This is a genomic window from Flavobacterium gilvum, assembly GCF_001761465.1.
GTDB classification, from domain to species: Bacteria; Bacteroidota; Bacteroidia; order Flavobacteriales; family Flavobacteriaceae; genus Flavobacterium; species Flavobacterium gilvum.
This window is the reverse complement of record NZ_CP017479.1, coordinates 2680854-2699977: the sequence shown is the minus strand read 5'-3', so window position 1 is coordinate 2699977 and position 19124 is coordinate 2680854. Positions and strand designations below refer to the sequence as shown.

The 19124-nt window shown below is 31.6% G+C and carries 18 protein-coding genes and 1 pseudogene; 15 read left to right on the top strand and 4 right to left on the bottom strand.

The features are described 5' to 3' along the window. The first annotated feature begins 112 nt into the window (after positions 1–112). Complete coding sequence (locus tag EM308_RS11230; RefSeq protein ID WP_157503409.1) at positions 113–2008, top strand: hypothetical protein; 1896 nt, start codon at positions 113–115, stop codon at positions 2006–2008. Positions 2009–2146: 138 nt separating this feature from the next. On the opposite strand, the gene EM308_RS11225 is transcribed toward EM308_RS11230, so the two are convergent. After that, on the bottom strand, positions 2147–3028 hold the full coding sequence (locus tag EM308_RS11225; protein WP_035634725.1) for a hypothetical protein: 882 nt from the start codon (positions 3026–3028) through the stop codon (positions 2147–2149). 390 nt (positions 3029–3418) lie between these two features. On the opposite strand from EM308_RS11225, the gene EM308_RS11220 reads away from it, so the two are divergent. The 3 genes from EM308_RS11220 to EM308_RS11210 are packed head-to-tail and all read left to right on the top strand — an operon-like array spanning position 3419 to position 4857. Next, positions 3419–4288 (top strand): hypothetical protein, encoded by an 870-nt coding sequence (locus tag EM308_RS11220; RefSeq protein ID WP_035634724.1) that lies wholly within the window; start codon positions 3419–3421, stop codon positions 4286–4288. A gap of 1 nt (position 4289) precedes the next feature. Continuing rightward, complete coding sequence (locus EM308_RS11215; protein ID WP_035634722.1) at positions 4290–4643, top strand: hypothetical protein; 354 nt, start codon at positions 4290–4292, stop codon at positions 4641–4643. Further along, entirely contained in the window at positions 4621–4857 is a 237-nt protein-coding gene (locus EM308_RS11210) for a hypothetical protein (RefSeq protein WP_035634720.1), read from the top strand. Before EM308_RS11215 ends, EM308_RS11210 begins: the two co-directional genes overlap by 23 nt. 142 nt (positions 4858–4999) lie before the next feature. Here the strand turns inward: EM308_RS11210 and EM308_RS11205 are convergent, their stop codons facing one another. From EM308_RS11205 to EM308_RS11195, 3 genes and pseudogenes are all read right to left on the bottom strand, one after another. Then, positions 5000–5203: a hypothetical protein gene (locus tag EM308_RS11205; RefSeq protein WP_035634718.1), complete on the bottom strand. Its 204-nt coding sequence runs from the start codon at positions 5201–5203 to the stop codon at positions 5000–5002. A gap of 161 nt (positions 5204–5364) precedes the next feature. Beyond that, positions 5365–6213: pseudogene (locus tag EM308_RS11200) on the bottom strand (YifB family Mg chelatase-like AAA ATPase); the annotation flags it as partial. A 123-nt stretch (positions 6214–6336) separates the two neighbouring features. Beyond that, positions 6337–6834 (bottom strand): DUF1905 domain-containing protein, encoded by a 498-nt coding sequence (locus tag EM308_RS11195; RefSeq protein ID WP_035634715.1) that lies wholly within the window; start codon positions 6832–6834, stop codon positions 6337–6339. Positions 6835–7042: 208 nt separating this feature from the next. On the opposite strand from EM308_RS11195, the gene EM308_RS11190 reads away from it, so the two are divergent. From EM308_RS11190 to EM308_RS11140, 11 genes are all read left to right on the top strand, one after another. Then, complete coding sequence (locus EM308_RS11190; protein ID WP_035634713.1) at positions 7043–8341, top strand: TlpA family protein disulfide reductase; 1299 nt, start codon at positions 7043–7045, stop codon at positions 8339–8341. A gap of 139 nt (positions 8342–8480) precedes the next feature. Further along, on the top strand, positions 8481–9062 hold the full coding sequence (locus tag EM308_RS11185) for a hypothetical protein (protein WP_035634711.1): 582 nt from the start codon (positions 8481–8483) through the stop codon (positions 9060–9062). Between the two features lie 29 nt (positions 9063–9091). Then, positions 9092–9886, top strand: a complete 795-nt coding sequence (locus tag EM308_RS11180; protein WP_035634709.1) for a CPBP family intramembrane glutamic endopeptidase — start codon at positions 9092–9094, stop codon at positions 9884–9886. A 101-nt stretch (positions 9887–9987) separates the two neighbouring features. Continuing rightward, on the top strand, positions 9988–10365 hold the full coding sequence (locus tag EM308_RS11175; RefSeq protein ID WP_035634708.1) for a PH domain-containing protein: 378 nt from the start codon (positions 9988–9990) through the stop codon (positions 10363–10365). A 400-nt stretch (positions 10366–10765) separates the two neighbouring features. After that, the gene (locus tag EM308_RS11170; RefSeq protein ID WP_035634706.1) at positions 10766–11371 is read left to right on the top strand and encodes a SatD family protein; all 606 of its coding nucleotides are present in this window, start codon (positions 10766–10768) and stop codon (positions 11369–11371) included. After that, complete coding sequence (locus EM308_RS11165) at positions 11359–12072, top strand: DUF3307 domain-containing protein (RefSeq protein WP_035634703.1); 714 nt, start codon at positions 11359–11361, stop codon at positions 12070–12072. The genes EM308_RS11170 and EM308_RS11165 overlap by 13 nt, the downstream gene beginning before the upstream one ends. Before the next feature lie 58 nt (positions 12073–12130). After that, on the top strand, positions 12131–13147 hold the full coding sequence (locus tag EM308_RS11160; RefSeq protein ID WP_035634701.1) for a dipeptide epimerase: 1017 nt from the start codon (positions 12131–12133) through the stop codon (positions 13145–13147). A 4-nt stretch (positions 13148–13151) separates the two neighbouring features. Next, entirely contained in the window at positions 13152–14222 is a 1071-nt protein-coding gene (locus tag EM308_RS11155; protein WP_051877659.1) for an aminotransferase class I/II-fold pyridoxal phosphate-dependent enzyme, read from the top strand. Between the two features lie 501 nt (positions 14223–14723). Next, positions 14724–16040, top strand: coding sequence for an ammonium transporter (locus EM308_RS11150; protein WP_035634699.1), 1317 nt, complete (start codon positions 14724–14726; stop codon positions 16038–16040). 619 nt (positions 16041–16659) lie between these two features. After that, positions 16660–17985: an ammonium transporter gene (locus tag EM308_RS11145; RefSeq protein ID WP_035634697.1), complete on the top strand. Its 1326-nt coding sequence runs from the start codon at positions 16660–16662 to the stop codon at positions 17983–17985. Positions 17986–18214: 229 nt separating this feature from the next. Next, positions 18215–19060 (top strand): class I SAM-dependent methyltransferase, encoded by an 846-nt coding sequence (locus tag EM308_RS11140; protein WP_035634695.1) that lies wholly within the window; start codon positions 18215–18217, stop codon positions 19058–19060. The last annotated feature ends 64 nt before the right edge of the window (positions 19061–19124 follow it).

Genomic DNA, 19124 nt, shown 5'->3' with positions numbered 1-19124 from the left:
AATTAGCGCATGAAAAAAAGTAGTTTTTTATGAAAACGGGGTGGTCACTTTGCTCCGGAATTAGGTGGTCATTTTGAATTGGAATCAGGTGGTCACTTTAAATTGGAATTGGGTGGTCAATATCACTGGAATTTACACTTATTACATTACCGATGAAGATTTAAACTTATCATCATCACCCCCACCGCTAGATAATACAACTAAATTTGTTTATCATTCTTTTGGCAAGAGCTCTACAATTGATAAATTACTTACACTTGATGAAATTCTATCAATAATAAAAAATGGAGATAAGAATCTATCTGACTTACTTTTTATAAGAAAACTTGGAAAAAATCATCCAAAATATATAGATTTAAAAATTACACTACCAACAGTTAGATTTAATTTTTCATTCAAACATAAAGTTTCTAATGAAAATATTATTGGTTCAACAGGTTATATTTATATCGATGTTGATAATAATGATAATATTAATTTATCCAATCCATTGATAGTAGCCGCATGGAAATCTCTATCTAATACTGGATATGGAATACTTGTTAGAGTGAATGGATTAACTACTGATAACTTTTACGATTCCTATGATGCTATTTCTAAAGAATTAGGTTTATCTAGTGACGTAGGTGCTAGAAAACCTACTCAACCTAATATATTATCATATGACCCAAATATTTATATTAATTATGACTATATAGTATTTGAAGCTATAGAAAAGGTATCATCTGTCTTATATAAAGAAGATTTTAATAAAAAAGTATCATCTGTCTTATATAATGAAAATATCAATAAAAAAGTATCATCTGTCCCTATACAGTATGATATGGAAAAGGTATCATCTATCTTATATAATGAAAATATTAATAAAAAAGTATCATCTGCCTTATATAATGAAACTATTATTAATAATGAATTATTATCTTTTGATAATAATATTAATAGTGTTTTAGCCCCGCAGGGTTTAGAGAGAGAAAAGACTTATCAGACAAATGATACTTTTTTAAAATCAAGTAAAATAAGATTTTCCAATATTGATGAATATTTTGTTGGAGAAAATTATAATAAGAAATATATTGTTTTTGACACCAAAGAATTAATATGTAATCCATTTATTCCAAGAAGAATACCAGCAGGTAAAAGAAATATAATTATGTATTATAATTTATCTATGTATGCATTACTTAATCCAAATTGTGATTCCAAATTATTAATAGCTTGTGGTAATTCAATCAATAAAAATTTCATTGAAAAATATACACTAGAAAAAATTATAAGCATAGTAAATGCTATACTTAAAAAAAGAGAAAATAATACACTTGAAATGTTTAAAAACCAAGAACGATTAATTCTATTCAACCCAAAATATAAATTAACTAGAGAAGAAAAATATAAAATAATTGGTGGAGTAATGGGAAAAAGAAAAATAGATAAAACTCAATCAGAATTATATATAATAATAGAACAATGGGATTTTGTGAATAATGGAAAAATTAGTCAAATTAAAGTTGCAGAAGAATTAAAGAAAACTATAATTACAGTTAAAAGACATTGGCACGTAGTAAAAGACTTAGTGAAACAAATGAATGCGGATTTCAAAAATGGAGTAAAATATTATGATTTAAAGAACGAAATATTCAATGACAAAACAATATCTATTCAACATGGAATAATCCAACCTGAACCAGCTATTGAAGTGGTAAAGGAAATTAAAATTGAAGTTGCGAATGAGTTAAAAGAAGTAGAGAAGAATAAACTTATATTTGAATTTGAAATGGCTAATGAATCCACATATGAAGAATTTTATAATTCTTCAAATACAAATAAGTATTCAAAGATAGAGTTTGAATTATTGAATGGATGTATAGTTTATGTTCCAACTATATTTACTGAAGAATGGGGTAAAATAGCACCTAATTCAATTCGTATGAATGGTTTTAGAAAAAATGAGAATCAGCACCAGTTTGATAAAAATTTGTTTAGTTGGCAATTATTATATAAAATAATTTAAATTAGATTGGTTTCCAGAATCTAATATATTGAAGATGGATGAACAATTCATGAGATAATTTATGTTTTTAGGGCACTGAGGATGTGAATTTCCTCAGTACTTTAATCATTCACCTATCATTTACTTTACATAATTATATTATTCCATTCCAAGGTTTCTATGCATTTCTGCCCATTGCTTTCCAAATTCAATAGCTTCTAAAGCTGATTTTCGCCTAACATCAGGCAAACATTGAATACAGGTTGGATACTGAATACCTTTGTAATGTGTTTTACACTTGGGACATAATTCCAAATTGTATAAATCAGCGTAAGATGCACATTTTTTGCAAGCAGTAATTGTATCTTCAAAGGATAGATATTTTATATTATCGTCTAAATAAAGTAACATTGCTTCTTTTTCGATGCTATCAATGTCTTTATTTGTTGTCTTTTCTCTTTGAAACCAATACTTTAAACTTGATAAGTGAAACTGATTTTGCCATTTTTTAGATACAAAACATTTATCACGAACCTCAATAGCTTCATCATTTTTATAAAAAGTTTCCACCAGCTCCGTTTCTGTTTTATAGTTAGGTTTATCAAACTCGTGCTTACATTCTGTACATCTATATTGAGGTTTTTTTCTTACTCTATGGCTAGGATTTCTACCCTCACAATTTGGACACAAAAGGATTGGATAATAATCATAATCACTATTTATAAATTTCATAAATTCAATTTTATCAATGCTATCATCTGATTCTTTGTAGATTTGAACATATTTTTTAGTTACCTCACTTTTATATTCATTGAATTTTTTGGGATGAGATAAGTGCTGTATTGTTAGTGTATCAGTACTGTCACATAGTTCACATTTATCTTTTAAAAAATCTACTCTTCTGTCTTTCCAATCTTTCGTATGCCATGAACGTTGACCCTCAGTTTTATCTTTCCAAAGTAATTCTTTAGCGGCTGCTAATGTAATCTCATCATTAGCCAACTTTTCCCTTAATTCTATATGTTCATTATATGTTAACATAATCAATTTAATTTTATAAGATGATGCTGGTTTCTAACTTGTTCCTACTTTATTTATTTGAGTAACAAACAACACAAAGCTAATTAAACCAAGATAAATTATATTTAAATTTAATCAATAAATAACATATTTTACAACCACATATTAAATTAGTGTAACATTTGTTATATAAAAATGCGGCTGAAAAACCAATAAAGAAAAAGCTTCCAACCCCCTCACACTAAAATATTTTCGAAATAATTTAACCAAATTAAAAAGATTACAAAACTAACTCTACTATTGCCTCTAAGATATTGTTGATAACAATATTACAACTTCTTAGTAAGCATTGTCTTATTTATACTATTTTTTCATAAAATTGTAAATAAAATTGAATATTTACAAATTTTTATGAACGTAACCAATATAAATAGTACTTCCGAAATAGACAAAAGATTACTAAAAGCTTTTTCGGTGGAGTCATTAAAAGTAATTTTTAATCTAACGGATAGTAAAGAAAGACAAGCTGGATTACTAAAAAGTATTATTAATTCTAATAGTAAGAAAATAATCTACAAGACAGTTTTTAAACATTTTTCATTATTAAAACAGCACGTTTATTTATATGAATTTAAAGGAGCTTTAGCAGATAATTGGTTGAACAATCATCCTGCTTTTATTAATACCGAAAAAGTAACAAATTCTCATTCAATTTTTAATTTATTAATCCCAGTTAAGTATGAAGGATTTAATAAAACAAAAGGTATAATTGAAACATTTGATTTTCTAGTTCCAGTTCAAATTCACAAAAAGAAAACAATACTTATTATACATATTAATATTCTTGAGAGAGATATATCAACAATTACACCTGATAAAATTCTAAGTCCAACACGTGATATAAATGATGAAAAAATTTTAGAAGGAATATTTCCTTTTGCCAATCCAGTTCATTTATTCAAATATGATTTAAATAAAGGAATAAAAGAATTATGGCACAATGATGAAATTGATGCTTTAAAAGTTCAATTTAAAAAAGCAAAATCTACATCACTAGAAGTGATGGATGAAGACAACTTAATAAAAAAAGATATGTTGCTTGTATATAATGAATTAATTAAAACTCAATTACGTAGCACGACATTTAAAATATTGAAAAAAAAGAATTTAGTTAATTTTTTCATTGTTAATCCGTCATCAGGAATTTTTAGTTTTTCTATTTTCCCCCAATATCTTAATGGCATAAATGATTTAATTGATTTAGTACTTACAAACAATTAATATGTTTAAAAGTTTTAGAGAGAAACAGGCACAAATTATTGAAAATACTGACCCTGATAGAATCTATATTGAAAATATCAGAAGTTTTTTCAATATACCTACACGTTGGGCAAAATTCCTATGTAAGCTAGCTGTTAGACAAGGAATATTTCGTAAAAAATTCGCAGTTGAATGTAAAAATGAAAATTGTAACAGAATTATCAAAGTTTACGATAATGAAGAAGAAATTCCAACTGACTTATCTTGTTTAACTTGTGAACTTGAAGGTCAAACCGATTTTTCATTTAAAACAAAAGACTTAAATATTGTAGAATATTACCAATATATAGAAAATGGCAACACAAAAACAAGTTGATTTATATCGAGAACTTAATGATATAAAGCTAAAAGCAACAATCACAATAGTGGTATTATTATGTTTTGTGATTGGTTTTCTATTTGTTATTTATTTAATTTGTTCAAAGCACCCTTGGCAAAATACAGCATTAGTTGGTACATTAGATGGATTAATAGCGATGTCATTTCCTTATATATTAAAACATCATTTCCCTAACAGAACCACATCTTAGTAATTAACTAATTTTAAAATAATTATAATTTATTTCATCTACCACACATTTTATATAAGAGCAACATTGTAGCACCTAGTGTGAGATACTAAAGCCCCTACTTTCAATGACTAACACCTCCACACATTCATTAACTTTGAGATTAATAATATAAGAACGGAAATTTTAAAGCTAATTCTTCTTTAAATTTTATTCTTAATGAAATTGTTGGAAACTCAATAGAAAAAACTAATCCGTCTTTAGTTGGAGTTTCTTCAAAATAACATTGATATGAAATAACAAGTCTTTTTATTTCAGAATTATATTTTTCTTTTGAATCTGGTATTGTAAACATAAAAATATCCATTTGTAATTATTTTAATTAATTAATTCCCCTATTTTTTTTTATAAAGATAATATAATTGAACCATTATTATTATCGTTCCAACCGTCATTATTATTCGATACATTAATCTTGATTGTTTGTTCATATTCCTATTTTATTGAGATTTACACATCCACACATTATATAAGTGTTACATTCGAAATAGTGTGATGCGGACTACGAAATGGCCTCTGATTCATCAATCCTACTTCCTTCAGTTTTCCAGCCACGCTGTGAATCTTTGTTGTTTCCAATGCTTCACGCAACGTCATTGGAGGCAAAATACTCGGTAATCGCTTGGCAAGCATTGTTTTTCCGGCGCCAGGTGGACCGATGAGAATTATATTATGACCACCAGCTGCCGCAATTTCCATGCATCGTTTAATACTTTCCTGTCCTTTTACGTCACTAAAATCGAATTCGGGGAAATCAAGTGTTTTATAAAATTCGGCTCTAGTGTCAATAATTGTGGGTTCCAAAGTTCCTTTTCCTTCAAGAAAATCAATCACTTCCTGCACATTAGAAATGCCATAAACATCAAGCCCCGATACGATTGCCGCTTCATTTACATTTGCCAAAGGAAGAAAGAAACCTTTAAAACCCTCTTCTTTGGCTTTTATCGCTATCGGCAAAGCACCACGTATGGGTTGCAAACTCCCATCAAGTGACAATTCGCCCATGATAACATATTGTTCGTAGATATCCGTTTTTATTTGTCCCGAAGCCACCAAAACCCCAACCGCCAATGTTAAATCATAGGCTGAACCTTCCTTACGCAAATCGGCTGGCGCCATGTTGATGATTATTTTTTTACCGGGCATTTCGTAGCCGTTATTCTTAAGTGCGGCTGCAATTCGGTAACTGCTTTCCTTTATGGCATTATCTGGCAACCCGACCAAATGATAGCCTATTCCCTTGTCCATATTTACCTCGACAGTAATCGTGGTTGCTTCTACTCCAAAAACGGCACTTCCGTAAACTTTGATTAACATATAAAATAGTTTTGAATAAATGTAAATACTATTTTACAGTAAACCAAAAATATTTAATCAAATTCTTACTTATCAGTGGTTAATTATGACCTTTTGAAGAATAATTATTTCTGTTTATTAACACTAAGGTTTGTCTCTCCCGATAAACCGTTCCTTTCCTAGCAAAAATTTTACGGCTCTCAAAACATTTTTATCAATGGATTCTTCTGTTTTTAAAAAAGAAATATACCGAACGATTTCCAATTGTAACGAAGGCCTCAAACTGTCGAATATATTTTGTGCTTCTGGATTTTCCTTTAAAGCTTTGCTTAATTTGGGATGCATGGGAATCACTCTTTCTTCTGGGTCAAAAGCGATTTCAAAGTTGGCTGTGTCTCCAACTTCTTTTTTAGCCATTTTTCTCATGGGAGTGTTTAGGTACAATCGCCAATGTCCGCTATATTTTATCAAGGTTTGGATAAATTCGTGCCCTTCAATTTTTATTTTGACAGGGATTTTTCCTTTGTTTTTATTCGCATCACGAAAAATGGACTCCAAAACAACATCAGGCAAAAAAACAAACGGATTCACACCTATTATGAATATTTCTGCCGAAAATGTATAAGTCTTACTGTTATTCATTTTTAAATTTTATCCCGAACGAAAATACGAATTTATAACTGAAATTATTTTGATTTAAAGTGAATGAAAAATATTTTATAAGTATTATTCTCTATATTTGAAAGAAAGAATATATAACAGTTATCATATTTACCTTAAATTTGAGGGATTTGTTATGATTATGACATATATTAAATAAGTTGGCAAACATTATAAAAAACACACTTCAATGACAATCACTAAGATTATTTTGATTTTTTTATGTCTTTTTTTCTTTGAGTATTCAGTAGAAGCTCAAAAATTAAATATTTTTTCATCATTTAAAGATACAATGTTACTTAAAACAGAAAAGATAAAAGGTTTTGGAATGATGGGTTATGGAGCACTGCCCCTCGAATTTTCAGATATCTCTAAATTTAATGATTTTTCGATAATGTATCCTAAAAACATTAATAAAATAAGAATTGCATATGAATTAATTGATTTTAAGCCTTCTCAGTATAGTCGTTTAAAAAAGAATAAATCAGAATATCTTACTTCTTTTTTGAAAAGCTATGTTCCTCAAAAAATTGATACTTCAAATATTCCAAAACTTAAAGACAATACATTTGTAGTATTGACAGGTGAACAAAATGGGCATCAAATTTTTATTGTCGATGAAAATAACAACAAAGATTTAAGAGATGACTCAATTAGGTCGTATAAAAATCTTAAAAAAATAGCTATTCAGAATAAGCCAATAAAAGTTAAGTACAACATATATAATGGGGCAAAATTGGTTGAGGATTTTGGTTGGGTAATTGTTGCTGAAAATAAGACAAATACGTTATCTCTCATAATTTCACGCCATTTAGAGTCAAGCTTTACTATTGGCAAAAACACTTACAAAGTCCAAGTTATTAACGGATTGCCTTTTTATCGTTTTTGTTTTGAGAATCCCATAATTGCATTGGTTGGTCAAAATGGAGTTTATAAAGACTCCATTATGGAAGGTGAAAAAATAAATCAAGGGGAATATCTAAAATTGGAAAACAAATATTATCGTTTTGATGATGTTTCTAATGATGGTCGCTTTATTAAATTGGTAATTGAAAATAATGTGGGAAGTAAAGTTGGTACTCAGGTAGGTTTTATTGCACCCACGTTTAATTGCCGTACTATTGACAATGATTCAATTTTGTCAAGCAATTATAAAAGGAAATATATGTTGCTTGCAAATGTATCGCCTTGTTGGTCAGAGAAATCTAGTTATGAGTATTTTAAAGAATTAAGTGAAGCTTATGGTTCGCAAATTAGTATTCTTGGAATTGACAACTCTCCAAATATTTTAGAACAAAACATTAAAAATCTTAAACTAAATGGGCCGTTTGTTATAGCTGACAATAATCCTACAATTAAGAATAGTTATAGAAAAGATTTTTGTTCAAGGACTTGCTTTTTAATAAATCCAGAAGGTCGAATTATAGATAAATTTGAAATAGATGATTGGAAAACAAGATTAAAAGAAACAATTGGAGATAAACAATAACGCCTGACAACATCTTCTACAACTCATTTTATGAAATAGGCTTAATCGAAAGATGGTTTTGCATTTGGAATGATTCTGTTAATCTCAATTTCACACATTATCATCAACAACAAACCATACACTTCAAAAAATTACAAACATGAAAAAAACTCAACAAATTATACTTTTATCAGCGATTTTTTTTGTTTTGAGTTTAAACGTGAGTGCTCAAAATTTGAAAAATTATTTTTCGATTCCTGAGATTTCGTTATCCAATACCGTTTATAAACTGGCGTGGAGTTCACATCCAAACGCTATTTATTATAAACACGAATATTTATCGGCAGGAGAAAAACCTGAAAGTTTTAAAACAATGGTAATGATGGAAGCAATAACTAAGGATTTGCCAATTGAAAAAGTTGTTGGATTAAAAGAATCAGAACTGCAGGAAAGAAAAAAAACAGATAAAGTTTGCAACTACCAAATTACGACTAATTCGAAAACAGGCGAATATATGATCGATTTCTTAATGAGTTCTGGTGATATTGTGGAATGGAATGCTTACAGATATAAAAAGATTTCAGACGCAAAAGGGAATCCAACGATTCTACTATTTGCCTTGACCAAAAGAGGTTATGGCAACGATATAACAAATTTCTTAAATGGATTAAAAACTAATCGAATAGATTGGATAAATTTGACATGGAACTATAAGTTGCCAACAATTAACCTGAAAGATTAAAAAAAATTTGCTTCCTAATCGCAACGCTTATGAAATCATTTAACAGTGCCTCAAAATCATTTTATGCATTGTGTCGAGTTCTACTCTTCTATGTCCTAAGTATTGCGATCTTCGCCGCTGTTTCTGGTTTTTGCAAAAAATTACATTTGGACGATTATTTGTCTATTTCGATTACATCAATTCTCACCTTCGTTTTAATCCTACTTTTTGCAAAAAGGGACAAACTGACTTTAAGTGATATTGGTCTAAAAATTAAAAGCACCCACTTTCCAAGATTTCTAAGCGGTTTCGGACTTGGATTTATTTTGGTACTAATTCAGGCGCTAATTGCGAGTAACTTTGCTGAAATAAAATTTAATTTATCAGGAAACATATCGGTTTTAAGCATTATTTCGTCTTTGGGACTTTACTTTGTCATTGCGTTACGGGAAGAATTGGTCTTTCGCTCTTACGCAATGCGAAATCTAGCCAATTCAATAAATCCTGTTTTTGCTTTAGTTTTTATAACCATAATTTTCATATTGGAACATGTCATTTCTGGAATGTCTTGGAAAATGTCAATAATTGGATCCGGGCTTGGCGGAATTTTATTTGGTTTGTCAGCACTTAAAACAAAAGGCATTGCGTTACCACTGGGAATACATTTTGCGTGGAATTTTACACAATGTCTGTTGGGTTTTAAGAGTAACAGCGGTATTTGGAAAGAAGTGGTTGAAAAAGGTCACGAAGCTCATGCCGAAAATGTTGCTTTAATCGGTTTTGTTATTGCCATGACCATTGGTATTTCCTTCATTCTTTTATTTTATAAAAAGGAAAAAATATAACCGAGTAAATACGGTCCAATCTTCGATTTTGACCCAAATTGTAATGCCAAAACAAGTAATTTCTTTAAATTTGACTCCAAATAATATATTAAAAAAATACCATGGGACTATTTAATGCCATTTTGGGCAACGCATCAGAAGTGAATCTTGAAAATCTTTCAAAGGAATATGAACCTTTATTGATTGAAGGTGAAAAAATCGAAAAAGGATTCAAAGTAATTAAGGATATGTTTGTTTTTACGAATAAAAGAATGATTTTGGTCGAAAAACAATTAGTGGGAAGCAAGGTGGATTATCTTTCGATTCCATATTCATCGATCAAAAAATTCTCCAAGGAAAGTGCCGGAATTCTAGATATGGATGCCGAATTAAAAATTTGGCTGACTGGCGAAGCCGCTCCTATTTCGAAACAATTTGGCAAAAGTGGCAACAATATCAATGAAGTGTATCAAATTTTGAGTAAACATATTTTGAAATGATTTTAATCAATTGTTGGTTTTAAGCCAACATTCCTTAATTGGTCTAAAAAAGCCAATTATATTTTTGCTTTATAATTATATTTCAAATATACCATAACCCGTTGGGTGAAATTCAGTTTAAATAAAAAATGAAACACATAGATACATAGATTTAATAGCAAATCATTAAAGATTGAATAGAAATAGAACTATTTTTCACATAGATTAGCTATGTGAGAAGTAAAACGACTATCAAATCCTTTTTTAAAAACAATAAATTCTATGTATCTATGTGTTAAAAAATAATTACACCCAACGAGTTACCATAGTAGTCAATTACAAAATTGGTCAAAAAATAGCAATTTGCAAAAAATGGCTTTTTTTGACCAATTTTTGTATATTTGTGTAAATTCAAAAAAACATGGTAGCAGTAATTACAGGAGATATAATAAATTCCCGAAATGTGAATTCTGAAATTTGGCTTCCAAAGCTGAAAGAATATTTTTCGGAAATTACATTAACCACAAAAAAATGGGAAATATATAGAGGTGATAGTTTTCAGATAGAAGTTACTCCCGAAAATGCCTTAGAAATTGCAATCGGCATAAAAGCTTTGATAAAATCAAACAGCAAATTAGACGTTAGAATGTCGATAGGCATAGGAGAAAAAAGTTTTGAAGGAGAAAAAATCACTGAATCAAATGGTTCTGCCTATATAAATTCAGGCGAAAGTTTCGAAAAGATTAAAAATAATACATTAATTCTAAAGAGCCCTTTTCAAGAATTTGATGACTACTTAAATCCAATATTACGATTATTGAGTTTTATTGGCAACAACTGGAAACCTGTTACCTCCGAAACAATATTCTATACTTTAAAAAATAAAGAACTGCTCCAAAAGGAAATAGCTGAAAAATTATCAAAAGATAAAACAACAATAAATAAAGCATTGAAACGAGGAGGATATGACGAAATAACAGAAATCTTAGATTTATATTCAAAAAAGATAAAGCAATGTTTGAATTAATATTAAAAATTACATTAGCCCATTTAATTGGAGACTTTGTTTTTCAAACCAATAAAATGGTGGAGAGTATTGCAAATAAGAAACTTAAATCAACCTTTTTATACCTCCATATTTTAATACATTTAGTACTGATTCTATCTATTACTAAATTTGAAAAGCAATACATTTTACCTGCAATTGTTTTGGCAATCTCACATTTAGTAATAGATATAATAACCAAAATAGTAATCAAAAATAAAATTAGTACCGTTGGTAATTTGGCACTCGACCAGGCATTACACGCAATCACAATCGGTCTATTTATCAATCACTTCTATGAATATAAAATAGATTTTGACATTATATTTAATTCTAAAAATTATTTATTATTTATAGCATTAGTATGTATCACATTTGTTTCGGCAATTGTAATAAAAAAGATAATGGAAATGTTCAATTTTCCTTTTCCAAATAACGGAATAAAAGACGCCGGTAAATACATCGGAATGTTGGAACGCTTATTTATTTTTGTCTTTGTGACCACTTCATTTTGGGAAGGAATTGGATTTTTATTGGCTGCCAAATCAATTTTTAGATTTGGCGATTTAAAAGAAAATAAAGAAATTAAATTAACCGAGTATATATTAATTGGAACTTTAATCAGTTTTGGCATTGCAATATTAATTGGTGAAGTTTATTTAAAATTAAAAAATTTCACCTAACTGTAATTTTCTTAGAGATTAAAGCAATAAATTAGTTATCAAATAAAATCTATTGTCTATGAAAATAATCATTCGCACTTTTAAACTCCAGTTAAGGCACACTTTCACAATTTCGAGAGAGTCACACGACATACAGCCTACTTTGATTGTAGAATTGCAAAGTGATGGATTTTCGGGTTTTGGTGAGGCAACTTCAAATCCATATTATAACATCACAGTGGATAGTATGAGAGCCAATCTGGAATCTATCATTCCGTTCATAGAAGCGCATAATGACGAAACTCCCGAGGAATTTTGGGATAGTGCTTCGGCTTTATTAAAACACGATATGTTTGCTTTATGTGCGTTGGATATGGCTTACAATGATTTGTATGCCAAGAAAAAAGGCAAAAAACTATACGAACTTTGGGGCAATTCGCCTTTGCACAACCCAAAAACCGATTATACTATTGGTATTGATAAAATCGATAAAATGGTGATGAAGCTGAAAGAAATGCCTTGGCCAATTTATAAAATCAAATTGGGCACCAAAGACGATATCGCCATTGTTACCGAATTACGCAAACACACCAATGCGCGTTTCCGAATCGATGCCAATTGTGGTTGGACGGTAACCGAGACAATTAATAATGCAATTGCATTGAAAAAACTAGGAGTTGAATTCCTTGAACAACCAATGAAAGCAGACCAATGGGCGGCACACAAAGAGGTTTTCAAACATTCTGTTTTACCAATCATTGCCGATGAAAGCTGTATTATTGAAGAAGATGTTGCCAAATGCCACAATCATTTTCATGGAGTAAACATAAAGCTCGTAAAATGTGGTGGCCTCACCCCTGCCCGAAGAATGATTGCCGAGGCCAAACAATATGGCATGAAAACTATGGTGGGTTGTATGACAGAATCTTCTATCGGAATATCTGCCATAGCCCATTTATTACCGGAGTTAGATTATGTAGATATGGATGGTGCTTTATTATTATCCAATGATATCGCGATTGGTGTTACCATTACAGACGGTATCGTTCACTATGCAGAAGGAAACGGAATAGGCGCAGCATTACTAAAACACTAAACCAATGCAGGTAAACGAGATTCCTAACAGAGTGTTTTACAAAGACGGGGAAGAATTCCTGTACTTTGGCGGAACCAATTATCTTGGAGTCACAACACTTCCCGAGTTTCAAAATATGCTGTTGGCCGCTTTCCAAAAATGGGGAACGAGCTACGGTAGTTCCCGTTCGGCAAATATACAATTGGATATTTACGATATTGCCGAAAATTTACTTGCCCAACAAATGCAAACCGAAGCTGCCGTTACGGTTTCATCCGGAATGCTGGCAGGAAAACTGGCATTGGAACAATTACATCATACCACCGACCTGGTTTTTCATTTCCCAAATACACATCCAGCCTTATTGCATCCTTTTTCGCTGCCGCTGATTCAAAATGGAAAGCTAAACCCCTTTATTTTTGACCCTACCGTTTCAAAAATAGGAATAGTTGCCGATGCCATTCCGTCTCTGGAAGTTACCCCTATTAATTTGGATATTTTAAAAAGTATTCCAAGTGACAAAGAAATCACTTTACTACTTGACGAATCACACAGTATAGGAATTCTCGGAAATCAAGGACAAGGTGTTTTGAATCAATATGAACTTCCAAATGTTTATTGTAAAATAAGTATTGCATCTCTTGGAAAAGCCATGGGTCTTTCGGGCGGAATAATTTCTGGAAATTCCCAATTTGTAAACCAAATAAAGAAACAGCAAAATTTTATTGGAGCCTCAGGAATGAATCCTGCTTTTCTGGAAACCTTTGTAAATGCACAAACTATTTACCAAACTCAAAGACAACAACTTAAAAACAATTTAAATTATGTTTCCACTAATTTAATTCCCAATACTTGTTTTACGTTTACCAATAGCTATCCTGCAATTTATTTTGACAATGACGAACTGCTCCAACTGCTCTTGGATAACAATATTATACCAACTTCTTTTCCGTATCCTACGGCATCCGGAAAATTGAGCAGAATTGTCATCAGTGCTCATCATTCTGAAACCGACTTGGAAAAAATGGTGCAACAACTGAATATTTTTACACAAATGAATAGCGGATTGGACGGAGACATGCGATTTAATTTGTAATTTAAAATCATATCGGCGGAAACAAGAATCAAAATATTTTTTTTTATATGCTTGTCCGCTATGTTGCCTAAAAGCCGAAGATAAGCCATAGATTGAACGGATTAAACGGATTGTCACAGATTTTTTTGATGCTTACATTTTTTAAATTTGCGCTAATTCGTGTAATTTTTGGCAAAAAAACTTATTAGATACGATTACGGACAAGCATATTTTTTTATAACAAAAGGAAATAAACTTATTAAATTTATAACTCTATTTTAATAATATCAATAAAATCAAGACAAATAGTTGCAATTCATAAAAAACATGTTCTATTTACAGCCTAAAAAACTGCCTTAAATTAAATTATTATTATTTTTTAATACCTTTTACATTACCCCCTAAAATTATAGTGGGTACAAAATAAAAAATCAATAAAAATCATCATCAAACACTCCAATAAGAAGGGTAATCGAAATGATTTTATATTTTTGCACAAAAAAAATAAAAATACAGTCAAAAATGCGGAAAATAGTTTTAAGTTTGATTCTCATCACGGTTTTGGTACTATCTTATACCTCACATTACTTTTTAACAAAAAATCCAACAAACCTCGCTGAAATTTCAAAATTCGATACCGGAGACATTGCATGGATGATAGTCGCTTCGGCACTAGTCCTATTAATGACTCCTGGATTAGGTTTCTTTTATGGTGGTATGGTCGGCAAAAAAAACGTTATTAGCACCATGCTTCAAAGCTTCATGGCCATGATTATAGTAACTGTTTTATGGGTACTTATCGCCTTTGGACTATCCTTTGGACCATCAATTGGAGGCGTAATAGGAAATCCAATACCTAATATCTTTTTTCAGGGAGTAGGTACTGGCACTTCATGGAAATTGGCCCCAACAATCCCTTTTTTACTTTTTGCATTATTTCAGGCAAAATTTGCCATCATAACTCCCGCCATAGTAACAGGAGCCTTCGCAGAACGTATCCGTTTTTGGGCTTACCTATTATTTATGGTATTGTTTATTTTATTCGTTTACACTCCATTAGCTCATATGACCTGGCATCCAGACGGTTTGCTATATAATTTAGGAGTACTGGATTTTGCCGGAGGAACAGTCGTACACATGAGCGCAGGATGGGCAGCCCTTGCTGGTGCAATGTTTCTTGGAAAACGAAAAGTTCCGAGAGAAAATCCTGCCCGCATCACTTATGTATTATTAGGAACCGGATTATTATGGTTTGGATGGTTTGGATTCAATGCAGGATCCGCTATGGGAGCCAACGGACTTGCCGCACAAGCATTAGGAACCACAACTGTAGCAGCCGCATCTGCCTCTATGGCCTGGGTATTTATAGACAAAATTATGGGACACAAACTTTCGGCAATGGGAGCTTGTATAGGAGCTGTAGTGGGATTAGTAACCATTACCCCTGCCGCAGGATTTGTCAGTATGCCACACGCAATCACAATAGGAATTATAGGAAGCCTTATCAGTAATGTAATGGTTAGTAAATTTCCAAAAGGAAAAATCGATGACGCATTAGATGTTTTTGCCTGTCACGGTGTTGGCGGAATGGTAGGAATGATGCTGACCGGAGTTTTTGCCTCCAAAGATATTAATCCTGCAGTTGTCAACCAGGGACTTGCCTATGGCGAAACCAAATTATTCATCCATCAATCGATTGGATTAATAGGTGTTTCAATATTTGCGTTCACAATGTCCTATTTCCTTTTTTATATAGTTAACAAAATAACACCTTTAAGAGTTTCTGAAGAAAAAGAACAACTCGGTCTTGACATTACTCAGCACGGAGAGTATTTATAAAATTCGCATTTCAACAATAAACCAAAACACCCTTTTACGGGTGTTTTTTTTGTTTCATTTTTCACAAAAGCAACACTTAAAAAAAAACACAAACAGCTAAAAGTCAAAACTAAATAAACAACAGTCAAGAAAATACACTATTCCAAACTGAATTACCGATTAGTAATCCAGACAAAATCAGCAATCAATAAATCTTCAATATTTTTTTTAAATATTAACATATTTTTAATAAATTTAACAAAATTAACACCGATTGCAAAAACCACCGATTCGTTCCAAAAATTCACAAAAGATAAAAAACCATCTTAAAGAACAAATCACAGTTCTATCTAAAAAAAGCCAACTGTGATCAATATTTTATATTATCATTAACAAAAAAGCCGTTCAGCTACCAAAATATCCGATAATTCTGCAAATTTCACATTAATTAAGAAATAAAACTAAAAGAAAACTTAAAATCATATTGACACATTCTGTTTTTTAGCTTTAAAAATTAAATACCCCATAAAATTGACAGGGGTCAAATTAAAAATTCATAAAAATAACAATACTAACCCCTTATTTTTTGGAGGGTATAAAATCATTTGATACTTTTATAAAAAATTAAAACCAAAAAACTATGCGAAAAATTATTTTATGTGTGATACTTATCACAATCTTGGTACTATCCATTTTTTCAATTTATTTAATTGCTGAATCGCCAACATTAGGAGCTCATGTTGTTCAATTAAAATTAGACACGGGAGACACAGCTTGGATGATTGTAGCTACAGCCCTTGTTTTATTAATGACTCCTGGCCTTGGATTCTTCTATGGTGGAATGGTAGGCAAAAAGAACGTCATCAGTACTATGCTACAAAGTTATATGGCTATGGTAATCGTAACAGTATTATGGGTTCTTATAGGTTTTGGACTTTGTTTTGGACCTACAATTGGAGGTTTTATAGGTAATCCAACTTCGAATTTACTTTTTAATGGAGTAAACGCTAGCACAGCATGGGAATTGGCACCAACTATTCCTTTCATTTTATTTGCCCTGTTTCAAGCAAAATTTGCTATCATCACACCCGCTTTGGTAACTGGAGCTTTTGCAGAAAGAGTACGTTTTTGGGCATACTTATTATTTATGGTATTGTTCATATTATTTGTATATGCGCCATTATGCCACATGACTTGGCATCCTGACGGAATGTTCTTTAAATGGGGAGTATTGGATTTTGCCGGTGGAACAGTAGTACACATGAGTGCTGGTTGGGCTGCATTGGCAGGAGCAATTTTCCTTGGAAAAAGAAAAGTTCAAAAAACAAATCCAGCTCGTATTACTTATGTATTATTAGGAACTGGTTTATTATGGTTTGGATGGTTTGGATTCAACGCCGGATCTGCTGTAGGAGCAGGAAGCCTTGCTGCACAAGCATTGGGAACAACCACTGTAGCCGCTGCAGCTGCCGCAATGGGATGGGTATTCCTTGATAAGATTATGGGACACAAACTTTCGGCAATGGGAGCTTCAATCGGTGCAGTAGTAGGGTTGGTTGCCATTACCCCAGCTGCTGGATTCGTAAGTATTCCGCATGCAATTGCAATTGGTATTATTGCTAGTATCGTTAGTAACCTTGTGGTAAGCAAATTCCCTAAAGGAAAAATTGACGATGCCTTAGACGTATTTGCCTGTCACGGTGTTGGTGGTATGGTTGGAATGCTTTTGACTGGTGTTTTTGCATCAAAAGCAATAAATCCAATTGTAGGTGATAACCAAGGTTTAATTTTTGGTGACCCAACTCTATTTTTAATTCAATTGAAAGCATTGGTTCTCGTTTCCATATTCGCTTTCACAATGTCTTATGTTTTATTTTTCATCGTAAACAAAATTACTCCTTTGAGAGTTACTGAAGAAAGAGAAGAACTAGGATTGGATATTTCTCAACACGGAGAATACTTGTAAAACTCGATTAATAATAAAAATACCCCCCTTAACCAAAAACAGGTTGTCTCAAAATAGAGACAACCTGTTTTCTTTTATATAACCACCCTCTTATTGTAAAATATATGATGACTTTAACAGAGACAGAATCATAATATTCTTAAATTTAATATCCCCTTTCGCAACCATAAATTAAAGCCCTTTATTATCATCTAAAACACATTATCAAGAATAAATAAATTATACGATTATGGAATTAGAAATAGAACAAATCAGGGATCAACAAAAAGAAACATGGAATAAGTTTTCTCCCGGTTGGAAAAAATGGGATGAACTCACCATGGATTTCCTAAAACCCATGGGAGACGAAATTATTAAGTTAATAAGTCCAAAAAATGACGCAATAGTTCTGGATGTAGCCGCCGGAACCGGAGAACCAGGACTGACTATTGCTTCGCATTTAAACGGTGGTAAAGTAATCTCCACAGATCTGGCCGAAGGAATGCTCGAAGTGGCTCAGGAAAATGCAAAAAAGAGAGGGATCAAAAATTTTGAAACCATAGTTTGCGATGTTTGCGAACTTCCCTTTGCAGATAATACTTTCGATGCGATTAGTTGTCGCTTTGGATTCATGTTTTTTCCTGACATGCAATTGGCGATAAAAGAAATGACGCGAGTTCTTAAACCCGGAGGCAAAATTGCAACCGCAGTTTGGAACGTACCAGAAAAAAACTTCTGGATAACCGCCACCATGGGAACTATCGGTAAAAACATGGAAATTTCCCCTCCTCCACCTGGAGCCCCTGGAATGTTTCGCTGCGCAAAAGAAGGATTCATGTCGGATTTATTTTCGCAGGCAGGCCTAAAAAACATTTCTGTAAATGAAGTTACGGGAAAATTAAACTGTAAAACAACCGATGTATATTGGAGTATGATAAACGATGTTGCAGCACCTGTAGTTGCAGCCCTAAGCAAAGCAGACGATACTTTGAAAGAAAAAATTAAAAATGAAGTATATTTATTAGTGAATCAAAAATATCCTGACAACAATGTCATTATTGACTCGAGTGCACTTGTTATTTACGGAGAAAAATAAAACACTCCTTTGATTGAAATCAAGCAACAAATCAAAAATAAACTCCGATTTGCGACAATACAAA